This is a genomic window from Parabacteroides johnsonii DSM 18315, from assembly GCF_025151045.1.
GTDB lineage: Bacteria > Bacteroidota > Bacteroidia > Bacteroidales > Tannerellaceae > Parabacteroides > Parabacteroides johnsonii.
The window spans coordinates 1559237-1581221 of the sequence record NZ_CP102285.1 but is presented as its reverse complement, the minus strand read 5'-3'; the positions used below and the strand labels follow the sequence as shown (position 1 = coordinate 1581221).

At 44.2% G+C, this 21985-nt stretch carries 19 protein-coding genes; 11 read left to right on the top strand and 8 right to left on the bottom strand.

The features are described 5' to 3' along the window. Positions 1 to 174: 174 nt before the first annotated feature. The 6 genes from NQ564_RS06580 to NQ564_RS06555 form a co-directional block, all read right to left on the bottom strand. Complete coding sequence (locus NQ564_RS06580; RefSeq protein ID WP_008149647.1) at positions 175 to 1731, bottom strand: sodium:solute symporter family protein; 1557 nt, start codon at positions 1729 to 1731, stop codon at positions 175 to 177. Further along, positions 1728 to 1868 (bottom strand): symporter small accessory protein, encoded by a 141-nt coding sequence (locus NQ564_RS06575; RefSeq protein WP_008149649.1) that lies wholly within the window; start codon positions 1866 to 1868, stop codon positions 1728 to 1730. The genes NQ564_RS06580 and NQ564_RS06575 overlap by 4 nt, the downstream gene beginning before the upstream one ends. A 13-nt stretch (positions 1869 to 1881) precedes the next feature. Beyond that, positions 1882 to 2307 carry a hypothetical protein gene (locus NQ564_RS06570; protein WP_005643216.1) on the bottom strand — a complete coding sequence of 142 codons (426 nt, stop codon included), beginning with the start codon at positions 2305 to 2307 and terminating at the stop codon, positions 1882 to 1884. 35 nt (positions 2308 to 2342) lie between these two features. Beyond that, positions 2343 to 3644: a phenylacetate--CoA ligase family protein gene (locus NQ564_RS06565; protein ID WP_039848204.1), complete on the bottom strand. Its 1302-nt coding sequence runs from the start codon at positions 3642 to 3644 to the stop codon at positions 2343 to 2345. A 204-nt stretch (positions 3645 to 3848) separates the two neighbouring features. Further along, entirely contained in the window at positions 3849 to 5165 is a 1317-nt protein-coding gene (locus NQ564_RS06560; protein WP_008149654.1) for a Na+/H+ antiporter NhaC family protein, read from the bottom strand. 18 nt (positions 5166 to 5183) lie between these two features. Continuing rightward, positions 5184 to 7769, bottom strand: coding sequence for a DUF5686 and carboxypeptidase-like regulatory domain-containing protein (locus tag NQ564_RS06555; protein WP_129649915.1), 2586 nt, complete (start codon positions 7767 to 7769; stop codon positions 5184 to 5186). A gap of 187 nt (positions 7770 to 7956) precedes the next feature. Between NQ564_RS06555 and NQ564_RS06550 the strand changes: the two genes are divergently transcribed. Both NQ564_RS06550 and guaD read left to right on the top strand, forming a co-directional pair. Next, positions 7957 to 8868 (top strand): cation diffusion facilitator family transporter, encoded by a 912-nt coding sequence (locus NQ564_RS06550; RefSeq protein WP_039848205.1) that lies wholly within the window; start codon positions 7957 to 7959, stop codon positions 8866 to 8868. Beyond that, a complete protein-coding gene (gene guaD / locus NQ564_RS06545; RefSeq protein WP_008149662.1) occupies positions 8861 to 10162 on the top strand; it encodes a guanine deaminase in 1302 nt (433 codons plus the stop codon). Before NQ564_RS06550 ends, guaD begins: the two co-directional genes overlap by 8 nt. A gap of 124 nt (positions 10163 to 10286) precedes the next feature. On the opposite strand, the gene NQ564_RS06540 is transcribed toward guaD, so the two are convergent. Continuing rightward, entirely contained in the window at positions 10287 to 11555 is a 1269-nt protein-coding gene (locus NQ564_RS06540; protein WP_039848206.1) for a type IX secretion system plug protein, read from the bottom strand. Between the two features lie 132 nt (positions 11556 to 11687). Here NQ564_RS06540 and NQ564_RS06535 point away from each other — a divergent pair, with 132 nt between their 5' ends. Genes NQ564_RS06535 through nqrF form a run of 6 tightly spaced genes read left to right on the top strand, consistent with a single transcriptional unit; the run spans position 11688 to position 17691 of the window. Beyond that, entirely contained in the window at positions 11688 to 13037 is a 1350-nt protein-coding gene (locus NQ564_RS06535) for a Na(+)-translocating NADH-quinone reductase subunit A (protein WP_008149665.1), read from the top strand. 22 nt (positions 13038 to 13059) lie between these two features. Further along, the gene (locus NQ564_RS06530) at positions 13060 to 14262 is read left to right on the top strand and encodes an NADH:ubiquinone reductase (Na(+)-transporting) subunit B (protein ID WP_008149667.1); all 1203 of its coding nucleotides are present in this window, start codon (positions 13060 to 13062) and stop codon (positions 14260 to 14262) included. Positions 14263 to 14275: 13 nt separating this feature from the next. Further along, on the top strand, positions 14276 to 15094 hold the full coding sequence (nqrC, locus tag NQ564_RS06525) for an NADH:ubiquinone reductase (Na(+)-transporting) subunit C (RefSeq protein WP_008157696.1): 819 nt from the start codon (positions 14276 to 14278) through the stop codon (positions 15092 to 15094). Between the two features lie 7 nt (positions 15095 to 15101). Next, the gene (locus NQ564_RS06520; protein ID WP_008149670.1) at positions 15102 to 15731 is read left to right on the top strand and encodes an NADH:ubiquinone reductase (Na(+)-transporting) subunit D; all 630 of its coding nucleotides are present in this window, start codon (positions 15102 to 15104) and stop codon (positions 15729 to 15731) included. 25 nt (positions 15732 to 15756) lie between these two features. Beyond that, on the top strand, positions 15757 to 16374 hold the full coding sequence (nqrE, locus tag NQ564_RS06515; protein ID WP_008149672.1) for an NADH:ubiquinone reductase (Na(+)-transporting) subunit E: 618 nt from the start codon (positions 15757 to 15759) through the stop codon (positions 16372 to 16374). A 27-nt stretch (positions 16375 to 16401) separates the two neighbouring features. Next, positions 16402 to 17691: an NADH:ubiquinone reductase (Na(+)-transporting) subunit F gene (gene nqrF / locus NQ564_RS06510; RefSeq protein ID WP_008157699.1), complete on the top strand. Its 1290-nt coding sequence runs from the start codon at positions 16402 to 16404 to the stop codon at positions 17689 to 17691. 490 nt (positions 17692 to 18181) lie between these two features. Here nqrF and NQ564_RS06505 read toward each other — a convergent pair whose 3' ends face one another. Further along, positions 18182 to 18631 (bottom strand): type I restriction enzyme HsdR N-terminal domain-containing protein, encoded by a 450-nt coding sequence (locus NQ564_RS06505; protein WP_008149677.1) that lies wholly within the window; start codon positions 18629 to 18631, stop codon positions 18182 to 18184. A 54-nt stretch (positions 18632 to 18685) separates the two neighbouring features. Between NQ564_RS06505 and NQ564_RS06500 the strand changes: the two genes are divergently transcribed. From NQ564_RS06500 to NQ564_RS06490, 3 genes are all read left to right on the top strand, one after another. Then, complete coding sequence (locus NQ564_RS06500) at positions 18686 to 19462, top strand: AMP nucleosidase (RefSeq protein WP_005637985.1); 777 nt, start codon at positions 18686 to 18688, stop codon at positions 19460 to 19462. Between the two features lie 24 nt (positions 19463 to 19486). Further along, on the top strand, positions 19487 to 20509 hold the full coding sequence (holA, locus tag NQ564_RS06495; RefSeq protein ID WP_008149679.1) for a DNA polymerase III subunit delta: 1023 nt from the start codon (positions 19487 to 19489) through the stop codon (positions 20507 to 20509). A 1001-nt stretch (positions 20510 to 21510) separates the two neighbouring features. Further along, positions 21511 to 21960 carry a helix-turn-helix domain-containing protein gene (locus tag NQ564_RS06490; RefSeq protein WP_008157705.1) on the top strand — a complete coding sequence of 150 codons (450 nt, stop codon included), beginning with the start codon at positions 21511 to 21513 and terminating at the stop codon, positions 21958 to 21960. The last annotated feature ends 25 nt before the right edge of the window (positions 21961 to 21985 follow it).

The window sequence follows — 21985 nt, the reverse complement described above, 5'->3', positions numbered from 1 at the left end:
GAATGTATATAAAAAATTAAAGGCTGTCTCACGACAACCCCTAACCAACTTTGTTAACCTTAAATCTAATACTATTATGAAAAAACCACATTGCAAATGTATGGATATTTCTATTATTGTCAATAGATAAAGTATTAAATTTTGTTCTTTTGATTTTAATAAAATCTAATATCTTCAGATCTCTTGCTTTTTGTACGTTATTAGGCTTGTGAGAACCATCGCAACGGTGGATAAAGGCAATGCGAACAGGATCGGATCGATGGCGAACCAAGGATAGATATCGATCAAAACATCACGCCCAGACAGCATATTACATAAGCCGACCGCTCCGGCTTCCGCCTTGTGAAGAAACAGCATAGCAAACAAACTTGCCAGCGCCCCCGTCCATAAACTAGCCAGTGCTCCTTCTTTGGTCGCCTTCTTCCAGAAAAGGGAACAGAAGTAGGCCGGGAGGAAAGTGGCGGCACAAATCCCCATGAACAGGGCTGTCCCGCGTGCTATGACTCCTGCGCTCAGCGTATAACAGATTATATAACTTACCAGAATGGAGCAAAGTACTCCGATGCGTACGCCCATCGTCGAGTTAGCATTCTGTCGATGTCCCAGTTTTGGGAATATGTCTGCCCCGAAAGAAGCTCCCATCGTGTGGAACTGGGCGCTGAGTGTAGACATACTTGCCGACAAGATACAGAGCATGAAAACGGCACTGAACCATTCCGGCATTGCCCGGTCGATAAACAGCGGGATAATCTTATCCATATCCTTGATGGCTTCCGATGCAACCACGCCTTCTGTTTTCAGAAAAAAGAGGTTCGATAATGCCCCGACATGATAAATGGCTCCGACGGTCACGATCAGAAAAACACAACCGATCAGAACGCCCCGGTTCAATTGCTTGGTGCTTTCCACCATCATAAAACGTACGACCAACTGAGGTTGGGCGAGACAGCCGATACCGACTCCCAGAATAAGCGAGGTTACGAGGGTATACCATTGTGGAGAACCGGTCACCGGCATGGCCGTCCATCCCAGGTGTCCTACCTCCTTAAAACGTTCAGGGACAAGCGGGGCGATTTCCGTCAGCTTCCGGTTGGCTTCGATAAAGCCCATATCCATCACCCGATAGAACCAAAATAGCAGGAACAACATGCAGGCGAACATAATGACGGCTTGCAAAGCATCTGTATATAACACGCCTTTAATACCTCCTGTGATTACATAGGCCGCTACTATAAGCGTGAAAATAAGCAGTGCCAGATGCAAGTCTATGTGGAACATCTGTTCGATGAACACTGCACCTCCTTTCATCACGACTGCTGCATACAGCGGCATGCCGATAAAGATGATGGCGGCAATGAATATCTGTATGGCACGTGAATTATAGTGCAGTCCCAATAATTGCGGGAATGTGCGGGCATTGTACTTTTCGCCTAATTTACGGGTGTTCCGCCCGAATATGATAAAAGCGATGACAACGCCCATAAACATATTTAATAAGCAAAGCCATTGGATTCCCATACCAAATGTGGCTGCAACCCCTCCGAAACCGACAATGGCCGATGCGGAAATAAAGGTCGCCCCGTATGAAAGGGCCATGATGATGGGATTCACTTTCCGTCCCCCCAGCAAATAATCGCTGGCATTTTTCGTCTGTTTGTATCCGATGTATCCCAACCAGGCCAGGATGAACATATAGATGATTACTACGATACCTAAAGTCAGTGTGCTCATTTTTCCGGCTGTTGTGGGTTTGTATTATCTTCGTCGTCTTTATTCCAATGGGTTATTCCGAACCAAATGGAATAAAACAGGCAGACGAGGGCTAACAAGTAGGCCAGCCAGATGCCAGGGTCGCTTATTCCGAACATGTATTGTTGCTTTTTATAATTTGATCAAATCACTTTCACAAATATATTCCAGATTCTGACGGCGGATCACTTCGCGGGCGGCTTCCCGGTTGTTCGTGCGTAAGATCAGGATTGATTTCTCGTTGGCTGAGAAGCAATACATATATTCGATACTGACGCCGGCTTTCGTGAAACAGGACAATGTCTGGGCAAAACTGCCTGCGCAGGAGTTGGTGACGATTGCCAGCACATCGGTCAGGTTGGCACTGACATTGTTGCCCTTCAGTATTTTATAAGCCTTTTGCGGATCGCTGACTATGATGCGCAGAATGCCGTATTCGGATGTGTCTGCTACTGTTGCGGCAATAATCCGTATCTTCTCTTCGGCCAGCAAAGCGAGGATTTCGCTTAACTTGCCGTATTTGTTTTCCAGAAAAATAGAAATCTGATTGACTGTCATGTTGATTTATGATTTTAGATGTATGATTTATGAGTTCAGCAAAGTTTACGCAAGTCTTTCACCCGGACAGCTTTTCCATCCTGTACCGGCAGAGAGCCTTTAGCGACCAGTTTGAGATGGGGAGTCAGAAGCAACTCATCCTTCAACTGGCGGGTGATTTCCTTTGTCAGACGTTGCAAAACGCTGTAATCGTCGGTAAACAGGTCGCTCAATTCCACTTCGATCAGCATCTCGTCATTGTTTCCTACCGTTTCGATTGTAATCAGATAATTGCTACCCAGTTCTTTAAACTGCATCAGTATCTTTTCGATCTGGATAGGGAAGAGGTTGACCCCTTTCAATATGATCATGTCGTCGCTGCGGCCTTTGAAACGTGCCAGGCGTTTGTGCGTCCGTCCGCAAGGGCATTCGCCCGGAAGGACACAGGTCAGGTCACGGGTACGGTATCGGAACAAAGGCATTGCCTCGCGGTTGATGGTCGTCAGGACCATTTCGCCGACTTCCCCTTCTTTTACCGGTTGCAGTGTGACAGGATCGATAATTTCTACGATTACATTATCTTCCCAGATATGGAGACCGTTCTGTTCCGTGCATTCGAATGCGACGCCGGGACCGTTCATTTCCGACATCCCGAAACAATTATATGCTTTTACGCCTAACAATTGTTCGATCCGGTGGCGTTGCTCTTCCGAGTGGGGCTCGGCACCGATACAAACGGTGTGCAGTTGGGTGTCGCGACGGGGATCGAGGCCCATTTCATACATTACTTCTGCCAGGCGGGTCGCATAGCTGGGAATGATATGGAGGCAAGTCGTACCGAAATCCGTGATGAACTTGATCTGCCGTTTGGTATTTCCAGCTGCTGCCGGTACGGTCAGACAACCTAATTTTTCGGCTCCGTATTGGAATCCTAATCCACCGGTGAACATTCCGTAGCCGGAAGTGTTCTGGAAGACGTCCGTGTTGCGGATACCTACCATATACATACATCGTGCCACCTGATTAGCCCATTGGTCCAGATCTTTGGCCGAATGCAACACGACCGTGGGGTTTCCTGTCGTGCCGCTCGATGAATGGATACGGACACAGTCTTTGATAGGAATAGCTGCCATACCGTACGGATAATTGTTGCGAAGGTCGTCTTTCGTCGTAAAAGGTATCTTTTGCAAGTCGTCCAATGATTGTATACTGTCGGCCGTAATGCCGTTTTCTTTGAAAATCTTGCTGTAGAAAGGAGAATTTCCGGCTGCTTCAATTGTCTTTTTCAATCGCTCCAACTGTAGCTTTGCCAAGTCTTCACGATTCATGGTTTCAATATCTTTCTGCCAATATTCCATCGTTTTTTGCATTATAATGTGTTTGATTCATGAAATTAGACTGCAAATGTATTGTTAATTTTGGAGAAAAACTATATTTTCATCAAAGATAATATCATGAAGGATTGGATATTTTGAAAAGAAACATCATCTGAACAGCAATAAAGCAGGACTTCCGCATTTAAATCATGCATGGAAGGTTTGAATTCTCCTTGGCGAATAGTCTTACACCTTGTTCAAGCTATATTTACGGGGATAATTGAAAGCGATAGCCAATAATGCGCCAAGCCCCAAAAGATAAGGATAATATAAATACTGCATGATCTCAATGGGAGAGACATGCCCTAAACCTGCTGCCATCAACAATTGTGCACCGTAAGGTATGATGCCCTGTATGAAGCAGGAAAAAATATCCAGTAGGCTGGCACTGCGTCTCGGATCTATTTTAAAACGGTCGGCAATATCTTTGGCTATCGGACCTGCCATGATCAAGGCGATGGTATTGTTGGCAGTACAAAGGTTAGCAAAACTGATTAACGCGGCAATGCTCCCTTCTGCTCCTTTGGCGGAACGGATGCGGGAAGTGAGTTTCAGGATGATCCAGTCGATACCTCCGTTATATCGTATCATTTCCAGCATTCCGCCGGCCAGTAAAGTCACGATGATAAGTTCACCCATATTCGTGATGCCCAGTCCCATTGAAGCATTCCATCCCCAGATGTCGAACCCGCCTGTCAGCAATCCGACGATACCGGAAAGGATAATTCCGACTATCAGGACCATCATGACATTCACACCGCAGATAGCTGTTATCAGGACAATCAGATAGGGCAGGACTTTGACCCATTCGATCGGCCCTGTTTCATATCCGCTCCCGACCCCATTTCCGATCAGTACATAGAGAAAACCGGTCAGGATAGCGATCGGAAGGGCGATTCGAATATTCACCTTGAACTTGTCGTTCATATTACAACCTTGTGTGCGGGTGGCAACAATAGTGGTATCCGATATGAAAGAGAGGTTGTCTCCGAACATGGCTCCGCTTACTACGACACCCAGCATCAGGGCATCCGGCATTCCGGTTTTGCTGGCGATCCCTACGGCAACAGGAGCCAGAGCAACGATTGTCCCGACGGATGTTCCGACGGAAATGGAAATGAAGCAGGCGGCAAGGAAGATTCCGGCTGCCAACAAATTGCCCGGCAGGATGGACATGGCCAAGTTTACGGTAGCATCGACAGCCCCCATCGCTTTGGCTGTTTGGGCGAAAGCACCGGCAAGAATGAAGATTAATACCATCAGCATAATATTGCTGTTGGCCGCTCCACGGCAGAATTGTTCGGTCCGGTTGCTGAGCTTGCCCCCTTTGGACATGGCGATGGCCACTACCGAGGCAATAACAAAGGCTACGGTAATAGGCATCTTGTAGAAATCACCTGCAATAATTGACACGACAAGGTAAGATAATAAAAAAACAACCAGAGGTGTCAGCGCCCAGGGATTAGGGGTATGGTGTAAACGTGAACTGTTCGGATCTGCCATTCTCAAATAAATCACATATTAGAAAGTGAATCTCAGCGCAATACGGATACCTCCCTTTTTGATGTCAGGGTGGTCCAGATAGGTTAAGCGTCTGTAATAATCAATGCGCAGGATCTTGAATATATTTTCCAAACCGACGCTGCATTCCATGTAGGGAGTGTTACCTAATGGCTGTGTCCCTTCCGGCAACAAGAAAAGTCCAGGGGTCAAGGTCGGATTGTTTTTATCCGTCAGTCCGCCATAGATCATATTAAAGGAAAGAACTTCACGCAGACGCAGCCACTTGATGCCCGGAATACGGTTCAGAAGCCAGCCCTTCATATAATAAGTAGCATTGAACGATACATATTGGTCGGTCACGAACTCCAATGCGTTCATCATGTGGAATGCTTCCGGTTGGATGGTGATGGATTGGTTCGTATTCGGCAATATCAGCAGGGGGAAAGGTACTTTATCCCAGACCTTGCCCGCTTTAACCTGTGCGTCGATATGTCCGAACGAAGAAAGCCAGATACGTTTCTCGGCGCTGATCTCCGTATGGTTGTAATTGTAATCGCCGCCTAACACGCCTTTGATACCTAATTGATGAGAAAGCTTGAATACGGGTGCGTCTTTGGACAAGTTGAATACGGATTCTTTTCCTGAACGCCCGTTATAAGCGCGTTCACCCGGAGCGAAACGCAGCTGTGTTCCGATTTCAGATGTCGTAAAATCTTTTATATGGTATAAATTCCCGGATGCGTCCCGTTTGATATATTGAAGCGTCCCTGCCGCCTCGTTGTTCTGGTTCATCATCCAGGACTTCCATGTCAGGCCGTTCAGCCATTCTTTTTCGTATTGCAATACACTTTTGCGGATATACTGCATCTTGGTAACCGGCTCACCTACTTTCCAGGCAACGAAAATGTTATCCTTGCTTGTGAAAAGGAAATCCTGGCCTGGGGTGTACACATCATATTCCTGGATAAACGACAAGTTATTGACCGGATTTTCACCTTCGTGATATTCTTTTTTAGTGAAACTGTGCGTTAATTTCAGGTTGTACTTGATCTTGCGGTCATTTGTACCGTAAGCCAGATAGCCACTTGCAAACCAATACGGACTGAGGTTGGCAGTCGTCATTCCTCCCACACGCATACGGAAACCTTCCAGATGGTTCGCACTGAAGGTCGTATTCATCGGGCCGAAGTCGAATTTGGTTACCTTCTTGTCATTTGCTGTCGGGATATAGCCCGTTATCAGGATTTCCGCAGTTTTAATAATGGCATTGAAGGCCGGGACTTTCCGCAGTTGCCCCAATAAGTCTTTTAGCGCATCTTCCTTTTCTTTCAGCGGGATAGGACGATTATGCATCCAGAACGTATCCGGCTGTGCTGTCGCCTCCGGCAAGATATGCAATGCTCCTAAAAGGCCGAAAATGGAATCTGCATTTTGAACGTTGAAATTATAATTGTCGTAATCCCTGAGCTGGTGTGCATAGAGCTGTTGCGTACCCTTTACTACATAGAAATTGACAAAGGTATTCTCTTGGTCAAGTACCCAGGTACTATCCGGCATCTGTTTGAATTCCTGCTCGATACGGAGCTTGTCCACCCAGTTCAGATTGATCTTTGCCGGTGTGTTCAACAACGCTTTCTTGACTGCATAATTACCGTCAAGCGTTATATAAAGCCGTCCCGTAAACCCGTAGCTTTCGCTGTTTGCCGGAACGAAAGCCAGATCCACACATTTATCTCCTCCCACATCAAGCGTATCCATGATGTAGTAATGGTAATATGTGGTCGCTAATGTCGATGATAACGGGCTGACGAACCGGTTCAATAGGATAGGAATGTTGTTATCGAAAATATTGATACTCTTGAAAATCTCTTCCAGGTTGGAGGTTATGCCGCCACCGTCATCCAATGTCTTATCGATTCCCTGCATACGCTTGGCTCTGACAATTGTCTTTTCCGCTTTGGGACTTTTCCGGTAGTAGAAATCCGATAGGTTTTCACGAACGGAAACGGTCAGGATCGGTTTGCCGTTAAACTCGGATGTATCCAGATAGTTTTTGATAAATTTGAACTTTTTCAAAAATTTGTTCTTGTCGAGATTCGGATTGAAATTATCCAGCGACAGGCTTAATTTTTCGTATACTTCCGTTTGATATTCTGGTTTTGCTTCGATCCGGTTATCGTTCTTGTGTGCAATAACTTTCTTGATAAGCTCTACAGCCGGATTATCCTTGCGAGTATATTTTTCTCTTTTGGGTTTGACTACGACTTCCGAGATTTCGAAAGCAGTCGGTTTCAACAATACTTCCAGATTGTCATTCTTTTTACCAGGCTTGAGGTCGATGAATTTAGTATCGTAGCCCAATGAGGCGGCGGCCAGTTTGGTGTAGCCCTGGTTGTTTTGGAGGGTAAATGTCCCATTGTCGTCTGTCATAGCTCCGATAGTCGACCCGTCAAAATAGACGGATACGAACGGGAGTGGTTCACCGGTAATCGAATCTTTGACAATACCGGATGCCGAGGTAAAACTCTGAGCGTATGATAGAAAAGTTCCTGCTACTACTTGTAACAGAGCTATTAATATTATATAACGGATAAATCTTACCATGTATTTAACGTTGTTCCTTCTCGGATATGGACAACAAAGGTAAGATTTTTATTGGTTACAGTTTTACTGGCGATATTAATAATCTTTAATCGAAAGATAGTCTGCTGTTTAAATGGGGACAGATATCAATAACGGTTTTTATCCGTATATTTGTCTTTTTGAAAACATAAAAACAGGTTCTAAAGAGATGAAAGAACATATTAGAAAACGAAAAATCATGGCTGTGACCTTGACCGGATCTTTTGCCAACTTTCTGCTATTGGTTTTCAAATTTATAGCAGGTGTGTTAGGGCACAGTAGCGCCATGATCGCAGACGCCGTCCATTCTCTATCTGATTTTGTGACAGATATAATTGTTTTGCTCTTCATTAACATATCGTCCAAACCGAAAGACGAAGGCCATGACTATGGGCACGGGAAGTACGAGACTTTGGCTACTACGATCATCGGGATTGTCCTGATGTGTGTTGGAGCCGGTCTTTTCTGGGATGGTGCGAATAAGATTTTCGGATTTTATTTTAGGAACGAACAGTTGGAAAGCCCTGGTAAGATCGCACTTATTGCCGCCATTGTCTCTATTCTGGTAAAGGAAGCCCTGTATCGTCTGACGTTATATGTCGGGAAGAAAGAAAATAGCCAGGCCGTTATTGCGAATGCCTGGCATCATCGTTCGGATGCTTTTTCTTCTATAGGGACGACGTTGGGTATTGGAGGAGCTATCCTCTTAGGTGATAACTGGCGTGTGTTGGACCCGATAGCAGCCGTGATCGTCAGCATATTGATTGTGAAGGTGGCCTTTCAGTTGGTCGTACCTGCAATTAATGATTTGTTGGAGAAATCTTTACCGGGTGAGGTCGAAGATGAGATTCTCTCTATAATAAATGAGACACCGGAGGTCAGGAATCCGCATAATCTATGTACACGCAGAATCGGTAATGATTTTGCAATAGAAGTACATATCCGGATAGACGGGCAAATAACCGTAAGCCGGGCACATGAACTGACGAAGGAGATAGAAAATAAGCTACGTTTGAAATTTGGTCCGACAACCCATATCATCTTACATGTCGAACCTATAAAAGAGAAAAAAGATGAGTGAACTGACATTATACAAAGGAGAAGTTTTTGATTTTATCGATTCTCCGTTAAATAGAAAAGATGCTTACCGGTATTTTCCCGATGGGGCATTGGTCGTACAGGATGGAAAAATAATCGATTGCGGGCCTTTTAAGGAGGTCAAAGGCCGTTATATCGATTACGAACAGGTTGATTATTCAGGTAAACTCCTGATGCCTGGATTTATAGATTCCCATATCCACTACCCACAAGCCGAAATAATCGGTATGTACGGGAAGCAGTTGCTGGATTGGCTGGATGATTATACTTTTCCAGCGGAACAGGGGTTTGCTCTTTCGGAGCATGCGGACAGGATGGCCCGTTCCTTTATAGAAGAGCTGTTCCGGAACGGAACAACGGCTTGCATGGCTTATGCAACGGTACATCCGGCATCCGTCACCGCCCTCTTCTCTGTTGCGTCGGAATATAATATGTGTATGTTGACCGGAAAAGTGCTGATGGACCGGAATGCTCCGGCAGGATTGACCGATACGGCGGAACAGGGGGAATCCGAAAGCCGGTCCTTGATTGAAACGTGGCATGGAAAAGGACGGAACCGCTATGTCATCACACCTCGTTTTGCTATATCCTGTTCAACGGAACAACTGATTGCAGCCGGACGTTTGCACGAACAATATCCGGGCACTTATATACAGACACATCTTTCCGAGAATAAAGATGAGATCAACAGCACGCTTTCCTTGTACCCTGATTGCCAAGATTACCTGGAAGTATACGAGCGGGCCGGATTGGTTACGGACCGCTCTGTCTTCGGGCATTGTATTCATTTGTCTGATTCGGAATGCCGACGGCTGGCCGAAGCCGGTTCTGTCATCGCGCATTGTCCTACATCCAACCTCTTTTTGGGAAGTGGCTTGTTTGATATGCTACAAGCCAATCGTGTCGGTATGCAAACCGTATTGGCGACGGATGTCGGAGCCGGAACTTCTTTTTCTTTGCTGCGCACGATGGGAGAGGCATATAAGGTGCAGCAACTTAATGGATATCCGGTGTCTGTATTCGAGTCATTATATAAATGTACGTTGGGAGCAGCCAAGGCACTTCATTTGGACGATGAAATCGGCTGTTTCGGGAAAGGTCGGAAAGCGGACTTCATTGTTATAGATTATGCTGTCACACCCTCCCAGCAGGTACGCATGGATTATCTGAAACACCATGAGAAGTGGACATTGGAAAACAAACTGTTCGGTCTGCAAACTATTGGAGACGACAGGAATATTCTGGCAACCTATATAGTGGGAAGGCGGATGAAGTAAATAATCTTTCCCACCGGCATGAAAATTCTTTTTCACGCCGGTGAAAATTTATTTTCCTGCTGGTGAAAATAAATTTTCAGGGATTCGGAAGTCGTGGTAAAAAACGAACGAATTGTTCGTAGACTTAGAATACCTGCATCTCGTTCCTGACAGTCGTGACACCGATCAGCCGATCATAGCGGGCACCCATCGGACGGTAATAGACATAGATGCTATATTCATTTTGCGTCTGGTAGTAATTACCTTCTATCGGGCCTGTTTGGCCAATAGTGGAACCAGTCGGAACAAACAAATACTGATAATTGTAACTTCCCTGTTTGAGGAGCACCGCTTTTTCGTATTGCTTCGTCTCGAAGTTATAGCCCATTTTGCTTTTTTCATCCAATACATTATTAAATAGCTCTCCGTTCAGATAGACACTCCCGCCGGGTAGCGGATCACATGCAAGCGTAAAATGCACGATATAATAATCCGCTTCCGTATCCGGATCGTTACAATCACTGCAGCGGATGAAGAAGCGGCCGTCCTGATCCTGATCATATTGGTAAGTGCCTTTATCCCGCTTGTAATCGGTCATAAGTTCCACATTATAGTAAGGATTGTGGAAAGAGATATTTTCGACATGCATACCATTATATTTATTGCTTAGGAATTCCATGCGGCGATACTCGTTCCCGGCAGGGAAAATAAGGTTGCGGTTATACGTGTAGGATATTTGATTTTCCAGAATGCTCATAGGCTGCAAGTCTGTCACGGCATTATCGCGCCGGTTATCCTGGTAAACGAATATCTTCAGGTCCGTCTGCGGGTAAGTGATCGGGAAATTTTTGTTGTTAATGTTGAAGCTTACCTGTTGGTGGCTTTGATTAGTGTCGATATCCGTGTTACCGCTCACTGAAGCCGAGATATTGACAACTGGTTCTACCACAGAGAAACAGGCTGTCAAAATGATCTGGTCCGGTGTATCCTCGTTATAAATCTGGATGGCATAATTGCCGGAGACCTTAAACTGGATATCGTCGTTCGGAAGTAGGAGCCGGTAGTTCGAATATTGGGTAGTAGTTCCGATGGAATTGGCAAAATCGTCGATTGTTGTTCCCTGGAAGCCATTCATATATTCGATCGGACTCAGTTGGGATTGTGTCCAGTCGGCATTGCAGTGCACCACATTATAAGCATATCGTGTGTATCCACTCCCCAAACCGTCGAAATTGATTTCGATCTGTTCTTCTCCTCCCAACGTTATGTAAGGCTCGGATATCAACTCTCCGGCAACTTTCACCTGAAGCGTTTTTATCTGCTTGCTATTGACATTGGTGAAGAACTTCACCTGTGCGTTTGCCCCGATGGAAAGGGCAAAAAACATCATAAATAGTAAACTGTACACTCTCATTTTCATATTTCTTTCTTTGTCGGTGCAAAATTATGGAATTATTTCTTTAATTATTTTCCATTCCCTGCTTTAAAGCATAAAAAATTGCTTACTTTTGCGGGAAAATTACATATAAACAATTTTAGTTGTATCATGGCAAATGTGATTAAGATTAAAAAGGGTTTAGACATTAATCTGAAGGGCAAAGCTTCGGACGTACTGTTAAACGGAGGGAAAAGCGATACTTACGCTATCGTTCCCGATTATTATAACGGTATTGTACCCAAAGTTGTTGCCAAAGTAGGAGAAAAAGTCAAAGCCGGTTCTGTATTGATGATCGATAAGAACCGCCCGGAGATCAAGTTTGTTTCGCCTGTCAGTGGCGAAGTAACTGCCGTAAATCGAGGAGAGAAGCGCAAAGTGCTCAGCGTGGTCGTCAAGCCGGAAGCGCAGGTCGAGTATGAAGATTTCGGTAAGAAAAATGTAGCTTCCCTGAAAAGAGAAGAGGTAAAGGAGGCCATCCAGCAGGCTGGTATGTGGCCATTTATCAAACAACGTCCGTACGACATCGTCGCTTCGCCTGCTGACGAACCGCGTGACATTTTTGTTTCTGCATTCTATTCCGCACCGTTAGCTCCGAACTTCGATTTTATCGTGAAAGGACAAGAGGCCGATTTTCAGGCGGGGCTGGATGCACTTGCAAAACTTACCGACGGTAAGGTATATGTCGGTATCCGCAAAGGTTCTTCCGTTAGTGTGAAAGGTGTTGAAACTGTAGAAGTGGAAGGTCCGCATCCTGCAGCCAATGTGGGAGTACAGATTAATCATATCAAGCCTGTCAATAAAGGCGAAGTGGTTTGGACGGTCAATCCTGCCGACGTGATTGTAATCGGACGTCTGTTCAATAAGGGCATCGCCGATTTCAGCCGCTTGGTTGTGATAACCGGTTCCGAAACGACAGAGAGAGGATACGTTAAGGCAATCGCCGGCTGTACGATCTCCAGCTTGGTTGACGGAAAGATCATGAGAGGCAATGAAGATATCCGTATTATCAGCGGTAACGTCTTGAGCGGTACGAAGGTAATGAAAGACGATTATCTGGGGGCCTATGACAATCAGATTACGGTTATCCCGGAAGGTGACGAAACACACGACTTCTTCGGTTGGGCGACTCCCGGCTTCGGAAAATTCAGTGTGAGCCATTCATTCCCTGCCTGGTTGATGGGCAAGAACAAGGAATATGTGATAGATGCCCGTATCAAAGGAGGCAAGCGTGCTATGATCATGTCCAACGAATACGATAGCGTGTTCCCGATGGACATCATGCCTGAATATCTGTTGAAGGCTATTATCGCATTCGATATTGATAAGATGGAAAACTTGGGTATCTATGAAGTAGCGCCCGAAGATTTTGCCCTTTGTGAATTCGTCGATACGTCCAAACTCGAAATTCAGAAGATCGTTCGTCAAGGTCTGGATGTATTATACAAGGAAATGAATTAATAACATTAAAAATTAGAATACATTGAAAGCGTTAAGGAATTACCTCGACAAGATTAAGCCTAACTTTGAGGAAGGCGGAAAGCTGGCGATGTTCCGTTCTGTTTTTGAAGGTTTCGAAACATTCCTGTTTGTTCCGAGCACAACTTCCAAATCAGGCGTACACATTCATGACTATATTGACTCGAAGCGTACGATGACCGTGGTCATCATTGCTTTGTTGCCCGCTTTGCTTTTTGGTATGTACAATGTCGGTTATCAGCATAACCTTGCAGTAGGGGCTGATCCGGGATTTCTCATGACTTTTATTTTTGGTTTTCTGGCCGTATTGCCTAAAATCATTGTTTCGTATGTGGTAGGTCTGGGTATCGAGTTTGCTGTTGCCCAGGTGAAAAAGGAAGAAATCCAGGAAGGTTTTCTGGTTTCCGGTATCCTGATCCCGATGATCGTTCCTGTCGACACTCCGCTGTGGATGATTGCTGTAGCTACTGCATTCGCTGTTGTTTTTGCTAAGGAAGTGTTTGGTGGTACAGGTTATAATGTATTTAATGTAGCATTGGTTACACGTGCATTCCTGTTCTTCGCATATCCGGCAGCCATGTCCGGTGACCAGGTATTTGTTCGTACAGCTGACACGTTCGGCATTGGTGGCGGACAGGTGGTAGACGGTTTCTCGGGGGCTACTCCGCTGGGACAGGTTGCTATCGCAGGTAAAGAACTGATCGGTTCGTTCCAGGCTGTAGACGTGCTGGGTAACCCGATGACTACTTGGGATATGTTCTTAGGTCTGATTCCGGGTTCGATCGGCGAAACATCCGTATTGGCAATCCTGATCGGTGCGGTTATCCTTCTTTTCACAAAGATCGCAAGCTGGAAAACAATGGTTTCCGTATTTGTGGGTGGTGCGGTTATGTCGCTTATCTTTAATATGATCGGAACAACGGTGGCCATGTGCGTATCTCCGTTGGATCATTTGTTCTTGGGTGGTTTCGCATTTGGTGCTGTGTTTATGGCTACCGACCCTGTCACTTCTGCCCGTACGGAAACAGGTAAGTACATCTATGGTTTCTTAGTAGGGGCTATGGCTATCATTATCCGCGCATTGAATCCGGGTTATCCTGAAGGTATGATGCTCGCTATCCTGTTGATGAATGTATTTGCTCCGCTGATCGACTACTATGTAGTGGAAGCTAACATCAACCGCAGATTGAAACGTGTAATCAAATAAAGTAAGAAGGAGTATGGCAAAATATAAATGTAAAGTATGTGGATATATCCACGAAGGAAATAAAGCTCCGGATGTTTGTCCTGTATGTGGAGTTCCTGCTTCTGAATTCGAAGAGATCAAAGACGAGGCTGTTGCCGGCAAGAAAAAGGGACTGGATAGAGACAGTAACGTGTACACTGTTGTTTATGCTTCCGTAATGGTTGTTCTGGTCGCAGTTGTGTTGGCCTTTACTTCGCAATCGCTTAGAACTTTCCAGCAGAAAAACGAAGAAAACGACAAGAGACAGCAGATCCTGCGCTCTATCAACGTGACGGTTCCGGCCAATGAAGCCGAAGCCAAATATTCGGAATTGATCAAGGAAGCATTTCTGGTAAATGAAAACGGCGAAAAGGTAGAAGGCGATGCGTTTGCCGCCGATGTGGTAAAGGCTGCTGCCGAACACCAGTATCCGGTTTTTGTTGCAAATGTAGACGGTCAGACCAAATACATCATGGCTTTGCATGGTGCCGGTTTGTGGGGACCGCTGTGGGGGTATCTTTCTGTAGATGGCGATAAGAATACGGTTTATGGTGCCGACTTCAGCCATCAGGGTGAAACTCCGGGTCTGGGTGCCGAAATTTCAAAACCGGAATTTAGCAACGAATTCAAAGGAAAAAAACTGTTTGTGGATGGTACATTCAAGTCTATCGCAATCGTTAAGCCGGGTAAGAGCGTTGCCGGCCAGGATTATGTAGACGGTATTTCCGGAGGTACAATCACAAGTAATGGCGTTGGTGCGATGCTGTTCGACAGTTTGAGTGGTTATGTTAAATTTTTAACCTCACAAAATTAAGTAGAAGATGGGATTATTATCTGAAAAGAATAAAGAAGTTCTGTTAGGCCCGCTTAGCGTAAACAACCCGGTCATCGTCCAGATGTTGGGTATCTGCTCTGCGCTGGCTGTAACATCAAAACTGGAGCCGGCTATTGTAATGGGTCTTTCAGTAACGGCTGTTGTGGCTTTTGCCAACGTGATTATTTCACTGCTGCGTAATACGATTCCTAACCGTATCCGTATCATCGTGCAGTTGGTGGTGGTAGCAGCGTTGGTGACTATCGTGAGTGAAGTGCTGAAAGCGTTTGCTTATGACGTAAACAAACAGCTTTCCGTGTTTGTGGGTCTGATCATTACTAACTGTATCCTGATGGGACGTCTGGAAGCGTTTGCGCTGGGTAACGGCCCGTGGGAATCGTTCCTCGACGGTATCGGTAACGGCTTAGGTTATGCATTGATCCTGGTGATCGTCGGTTTCTTCCGCGAGCTTTTAGGTTCTGGTACGTTGCTGGGATTCCAGGTTATTCCGCAGGCATTCTATGACTTCGGTTATGTGAACAACGGTTTGATGATCCTGCCTCCAATGGCGTTGATCGTGATCGCCGTGATTATTTGGGTTCACCGTTCTCGTAACAAGGAACTTCAGGAAAATTAATGCTAACTATTAAAAGAATAATAGAATGGAAGAATTATTAAGCACATTTGTCCGCTCGATCTTTGTAGACAACATGATTTTCGCATACTATCTGGGTATGTGCTCTTTCCTGGCTGTTTCCAAGAACGTAAAGACTGCTTTGGGATTAGGTATGGCTGTAACGTTCATCTTGGTATGTACGTTACCGATCAACTATATGCTTGAAAATTATGTATTGAAGGAAGGTGCTCTGCAATGGCTGGGTGCTGAATTCGCTGGTGTAAACCTGAGCTTCCTCGCTTTCATTATCTTTATCGCCATCATCGCCTCGTTTACGCAGCTGGTGGAAATGGTAGTGGAAAAGTTTGCTCCGGCCTTGTACGCTTCTCTGGGTATCTTTTTGCCGCTGATCGCTGTAAACTGCGCTATCCTGGGTGGTTCTCTGTTTATGCAACAAAAGGCATTTCCTAACGTAGGTGTTGCTACTGTTTATGGCTTAGGTTCTGGTATCGGTTGGATGCTGGCTATCGTCGGTATGGCTGCCATCCGTGAAAAGCTGGCATACTCGGATATCCCCAAACCATTGAAAGGTCTTGGTATTACCTTTATCATCACTGGTTTGATGGGGATGGCATTCATGTGCTTCTCAGGTCTTAAGATATAATATTAACGCATTAAACTTATTACAGAAATGACTTTATTAATGACGACTGGCAGTCTTACAATCGCAGCAGGTGCCGTAATCTTCTTGGTGATTACGCTGATCCTGGTGGGTGCGTTGTTGGCGGCCAAAGCAAAATTGGTACCGTCAGGAAATGTAGACCTGAAGGTAAATGGAGAAAAAGATATTGAGACTCCTATAGGAAGCACTTTGCTGGCTGGTTTGCAGAGTGGTGGTATCTTCTTGTCTTCTGCTTGTGGTGGTGGTGGTAAATGTGGCCAGTGCCGTGCACAGGTATTAGAAGGAGGTGGAGAAATCCTGCCGACAGAAAAGGGCTTTTTCTCTCGCAAGCAGATTAAGGAACATTGGCGTCTGGCCTGTCAGTGCAAAGTGAAGGAAGATATGGTTGTTCAGGTTCCGGACGAAGTTTTCGGTGTAAAGGAATGGGAATGCGAAGTTATCTCCAACAAGAACGTGGCTACTTTCATCAAAGAGTTTATTGTGGCATTGCCTAAGGGTGAACACATGGACTTCTTGCCAGGTTCTTATGCACAGATCAAGATTCCGGCATACTCGATGGATTACAACAAGGATATCGATAAAGCCTTGATCGGCGATGAATATCTGCCGGCATGGGAAAAGTTCGGTTTGTTCACACTGAAATGTAAGAACGACGAGCCGACTATCCGTGCCTATTCTATGGCTAACTATCCTGCTGAAGGCGACCGTATTATGTTGACGGTTCGTATTGCAACCCCGCCGTTCAAGCCGAAACCCGAAGTGGGCTTCCAGGATGTGATGCCGGGTATCGCTTCTTCTTATATCTTTACCCTGAAACCGGGTGACAAGGTGACGATGAGTGGTCCTTACGGTGATTTCCATCCGATCTTCGATTCGAAGAGAGAGATGATGTGGGTCGGTGGTGGTGCCGGTATGGCTCCGCTTCGTGCTCAGATCATGCACCTGACGAAGACACTCAAGACTACGGACCGCAAGATGTCATATTTCTACGGTGCACGCGCCCTGAACGAAGTGTTCTATTTGGAAGACTTCCTGGAAATCGAAAAGGAATTCCCGAACTTCACATTCCATCTGGCGCTCGACCGTCCGGATCCTGTAGCCGATGCGGCAGGAGTGAAGTATACGGCCGGTTTCGTTCACCAGGTAATCTACGATACATACCTGAAGGATCACGAAGCTCCGGAAGATATCGAATACTACATGTGTGGTCCGGGCCCGATGTCAAAGGCTGTGGAAAATATGCTGGACAATCTGGGTGTGCCGCGTGAAATGTTGCATTTCGACGACTTCGGCGCATAACAAGTCATTCAAACATGATAATAATAGAATCGGGGAAAGAAATTTATTCTTTTCCCGATTTTTTTTAAACTATTCTAAGTATGAACATGTTATCCTTAAAAATCAAAGGCAAGGGGCGAGTTGTTACGAAAGAATTACAAAGAAAATACATTTCTTTTGTAATATAGTGCAGCGTTTTGCGTTTTGAATACATCATACTTGTATATGATATTAAAATTGTAATAGAATATGAAAGCGTTGATATTATCTTTTTTTGCAGTAATCTTAGGTTATTCACTTATCTTCAATGAGAAGAAAACAACTGACCGGCCTGTTATAAAGGATAGTAATTCCGTGTATGTCGACAGACCGGTCAATATGCAGATTTCCGATTCCGTTATGATATATAGAGATCAGACCGCATCTGTTCTGTGATTTAGTTAGAGTTTGTTGTTTACCTGTGTTGTTTTGCTTATGTAGTACCCACTCTATCACCTGGTAAAAACGAGGTTTATAATTCGTTGTATGCAGGTATTTCTTCCAAAAAAGTATATGTCCGGTTATTATAGTCAATTTTACAGCAATAGTGATTTAAGCCGTTGCTGACGATCAGGTATTCGACATGTAGCACCATGTTATAACGGGCTATCTGGTCGAAAACAGTGTTGGTAATGTTTATATGGGGGGCTTTGTACTCGACGATGACCAGAGGTTCCAGAAAACGGTTGTAAGCAACCGTGTCGCAACGTTTGGATGTTCCATTCAGCTTGACCAGCACTTCGTTTGCCAGTAGTTCTTTCGGGTAGCTTTTTCGGGTGATCAGGTAATTGACAAAATGCTGACGTACCCATTCTTCGGGAGTGAGAGCCACATATTTTTGCCGTACAGGATCGAAGATCGTACGCTTTCCATCTTTTTCTGCTACTTTAGGTGCGAAACCAGGTAAGTTTAATGCAAGCATTTATTATATTTGTTCTTTTATTCTGTAAAAATAGACCATCAAAGGTAGTGATTTATGAAAACAAAACAAGAAATTGTCGAGAATTGGTTGCCGCGCTATACGGAGCGGAAGCTGGAAGATTTCGACAAATATATCCTGCTCACCAACTTTACGAAATATGTGGAACTGTTTGCCGACCACTTTAACGTTCCGATCTTGGGACTGAAAAACTCCATGCCGAACGCGGCGGCCAATGGCATCACGATTATCAATTTCGGGATGGGGAGCGCGAATGCGGCGACAATTATGGATTTGCTATCGGCAATAAAGCCGACTGCCGTCCTCTTTTTGGGGAAATGCGGAGGATTGAAGAAGGCGAACAACCTGGGAGATTATGTCATGCCGATTGCGGCTATCCGAGGAGAAGGAACTTCGAATGAATACCTGCCGGCAGAGGTTCCGTCGCTCCCGGCTTTCTCGATGATGCGTGCCATCTCGTCCGCCATACGTGACCGGGGGAAAGACTACTGGACCGGAACCGTCTATACGACGAACCGGCGGGTATGGGAATATGACAGTGATTTCAAGAACTACCTTCGTCGTACACACGCTACCGGTATCGATATGGAGACGGCTACCTTGTTTACGGCAGGCTTTGCAAACGAGATCCCGACAGGAGCTTTATTGATGATTTCCGACAAGCCTATGGAAGAAGCTGGGGTGAAAACGGAAGCCAGCGATCGTGAGGTGACCCGGAATTTTGCGAAAGAGCATGTAATGTTGGGAGTGGAAGCACTTCGCCAGATTATTGATGGAAAGAAGACGATTCGTCACATCCGCTTCAGTTGGTAATTTTAATTGAGATCACACACAAATATGGCAAAAAAAGAATATACATACGAGGAAATATGTCGGGATATCGTTGCAAAAAAATTCGCTCCTGTCTATATAATGATGGGTGACGAACCATTTTTTATGGATCAGATAACAGACCTGCTACTCGAAAATGTATTAGAAGAATCCGAACGGGATTTTAACCAGATTATCATGTACGGAGCAGATGCGGATGCAGCATCTATAATTAACGCAGCCCGCCGTTTCCCGATGATGTCAAAATATCAGTTAGTGGTTGTCCGGGAGGCTCAATTAATTCGTGATATCGAGCTTCTGTCGAACTATGTTAAGAACCCATTAATGTCAACCGTTTTGGTTGTCAATTATAAATATAAAAACTTAGATCGCCGCAAGGCGCTGGCTTCTGCGACGGACAAAACCGGAGTGTTGTTCGAGTCCAAAAAGATTCCTGACTACAAGATGCCGGCATTTATCGCTTCGTTCATGCAACTGCGTTCGATAGGGATAGACGGAAAGGCGGCCCAGATGCTTTCTGACTTCCTTGGAAACGATTTAAGCCGCCTGAGTAAGGAATTGGATAAGCTGGCGCTGATCCTGCCTGAAAAAGGCGTAAAACGCATCACGCCGGAATTGGTGGAGCAAAATATCGGAATCAGTAAAGAATACAATAACTTTGAACTGATAAAGGCACTTGCCATGAAAGATGTCTTGAAGGCGAACCGTATTGCTCAATACTTCGAGAAGAACCCGAAAAGCAATCCGATTCAGATGACCCTTCCTGTATTATTTAACTATTTCTCGAACCTCCTGATTTGTTATTATACGAAGGATCGTTCCGAAGCCGGCTTGATGGCGGCACTCGGACTTAGAGGAACATTTCAGGTGAAGGATTATCTTTTAGGGATGCGAAACTACTCGGCGATGAAAGTGTTCAACCTGATCAGTGAGATCCGTATGACGGATGCCCGTTCGAAAGGAGTGGAAAATACTTCTGTTTCCGATGCCGAACTTTTAAAGGAATTGCTCTATAAAATCCTGCATTGACAGGTTTTTGAAAGTATATTTTTATCTGAGAGGGCGTTTTTTCTGGAATAACTGAAAAGTTGAACAGAAAAAACGCCCTTTTTCTTTTGTCTTTCAATACTTTATCTTGATTTTTCATATCTGAGATTTTCATATTTCTATTTTTCGGCCCCTCATTCATAAGAAACGCAGCGTAGGAGTAGATAAGCTCCACGTTCAACTATCAAAATGTCACTCCACCTCATGAAAATTCATTTTCCATAGCATGAAAATAAAATTTCTATAGCGGGTAATATTTTTTAACATATCTATTTGCATAGGATTATTCTTTTTTGTCTGTCGAAATGACAAAATGATTTTTGACAAAATAGAAACTTTTGGTAAAAAATACTGAGGGTTGAAAGAAAGAAGAGTGATAGTGTCATTTTGGCAGTTTCAAAAATAACTGAAAAAACAATCTGTACGAATTTGTAAACAATATTAATGATATTACAGTTGTAAACTTCCATAAAGAAATCAATTGAGTTATTTTTTTGTTCTACTTGCAAACGGATGTTTACTGATATTACAAATGTATCTATTTATAAATGTAATAAATTTAACCGGCCATCCTTATTTTAGACAATGCTGTTTTATTCTATATAAGTAAAATATATTCAGTTTATTATGTGAAATATGTGATTTGATACATTAATATGTTGATCACAAGACTATACAAATGGCTGTAAATATAGAGATGGGAAAGTTTTACGTGATTGGTAATAATATGGTTTTCAGATAATAGTAGTTCTTTATTAAAGTTGAGATTTAACCTGTATTTAGTTGGTTTCTGTAGGATTTACATTTATAACAGTACAACAATGTCATTTATGGTTACAAAAGTGTATGTTTAAGTTTATACAATTAAATTGCACAATTGAGAATTATAGTGTATATTTGTATCGTCATTGATTTGTGTATATTTTCTCTATAAAAACAGACATAATGACAGTATTTTTGTAAACAAATTAGGAATTACTAAGATGATAGAACGTATTACCCAAATCATGGAGCGTGAAGGCTTGACTCCTTCTAAATTTGCAGAAGCAATCGGTATTCAGCGTTCAGCGATGTCACATATTTTGAACGGAAGAAATAATGTAAGTCTGGATGTCCTAATAAAAATTCTGGATCGATTCGCTTATGTGGATTCCGACTGGCTTCTTTTCGGTAAAGGCGAAATGGAACGAAATCGTATGCCGACACAGCCCGATTTGTTCTCAAATACGGCGATAAATCCATCCGGAGGGCAAGTTGCTCTTGAATATCGCAAGGAAATGAGGGTTGATACACCTGTAAACAGCATCAAACAGCCTGTTGTTGAGCAAATTATACAACAAGAAACAGTTACTAAAAAAGTAAGTAAAATAATGGTATTTTATTCCGATAATACATTTGACACTTTTATTTCTGAAAAAAACAAGAAAGAATAGCTTGTTTTGGTTTATATACCATATT

What these genes read in the sequence shown, in the direction of transcription:
- NQ564_RS06580 (WP_008149647.1), bottom strand. Translation starts at nt 1,731, where the DNA reads ATGAGCACACTGACTTTAGGTATCGTAGTAATCATCTATATGTTCATC.
- NQ564_RS06575 (WP_008149649.1), bottom strand. Translation starts at nt 1,868, where the DNA reads ATGTTCGGAATAAGCGACCCTGGCATCTGGCTGGCCTACTTGTTAGCC.
- NQ564_RS06570 (WP_005643216.1), bottom strand. Translation starts at nt 2,307, where the DNA reads ATGACAGTCAATCAGATTTCTATTTTTCTGGAAAACAAATACGGCAAG.
- NQ564_RS06565 (WP_039848204.1), bottom strand. Translation starts at nt 3,644, where the DNA reads ATGGAATATTGGCAGAAAGATATTGAAACCATGAATCGTGAAGACTTG.
- NQ564_RS06560 (WP_008149654.1), bottom strand. Translation starts at nt 5,165, where the DNA reads ATGGCAGATCCGAACAGTTCACGTTTACACCATACCCCTAATCCCTGG.
- NQ564_RS06555 (WP_129649915.1), bottom strand. Translation starts at nt 7,769, where the DNA reads ATGGTAAGATTTATCCGTTATATAATATTAATAGCTCTGTTACAAGTA.
- NQ564_RS06550 (WP_039848205.1), top strand. Translation starts at nt 7,957, where the DNA reads ATGAAAGAACATATTAGAAAACGAAAAATCATGGCTGTGACCTTGACC.
- guaD (WP_008149662.1), top strand. Translation starts at nt 8,861, where the DNA reads ATGAGTGAACTGACATTATACAAAGGAGAAGTTTTTGATTTTATCGAT.
- NQ564_RS06540 (WP_039848206.1), bottom strand. Translation starts at nt 11,555, where the DNA reads ATGAGAGTGTACAGTTTACTATTTATGATGTTTTTTGCCCTTTCCATC.
- NQ564_RS06535 (WP_008149665.1), top strand. Translation starts at nt 11,688, where the DNA reads ATGGCAAATGTGATTAAGATTAAAAAGGGTTTAGACATTAATCTGAAG.
- nqrC (WP_008157696.1), top strand. Translation starts at nt 14,276, where the DNA reads ATGGCAAAATATAAATGTAAAGTATGTGGATATATCCACGAAGGAAAT.
- NQ564_RS06520 (WP_008149670.1), top strand. Translation starts at nt 15,102, where the DNA reads ATGGGATTATTATCTGAAAAGAATAAAGAAGTTCTGTTAGGCCCGCTT.
- nqrE (WP_008149672.1), top strand. Translation starts at nt 15,757, where the DNA reads ATGGAAGAATTATTAAGCACATTTGTCCGCTCGATCTTTGTAGACAAC.
- nqrF (WP_008157699.1), top strand. Translation starts at nt 16,402, where the DNA reads ATGACTTTATTAATGACGACTGGCAGTCTTACAATCGCAGCAGGTGCC.
- NQ564_RS06505 (WP_008149677.1), bottom strand. Translation starts at nt 18,631, where the DNA reads ATGCTTGCATTAAACTTACCTGGTTTCGCACCTAAAGTAGCAGAAAAA.
- NQ564_RS06500 (WP_005637985.1), top strand. Translation starts at nt 18,686, where the DNA reads ATGAAAACAAAACAAGAAATTGTCGAGAATTGGTTGCCGCGCTATACG.
- holA (WP_008149679.1), top strand. Translation starts at nt 19,487, where the DNA reads ATGGCAAAAAAAGAATATACATACGAGGAAATATGTCGGGATATCGTT.
- NQ564_RS06490 (WP_008157705.1), top strand. Translation starts at nt 21,511, where the DNA reads ATGATAGAACGTATTACCCAAATCATGGAGCGTGAAGGCTTGACTCCT.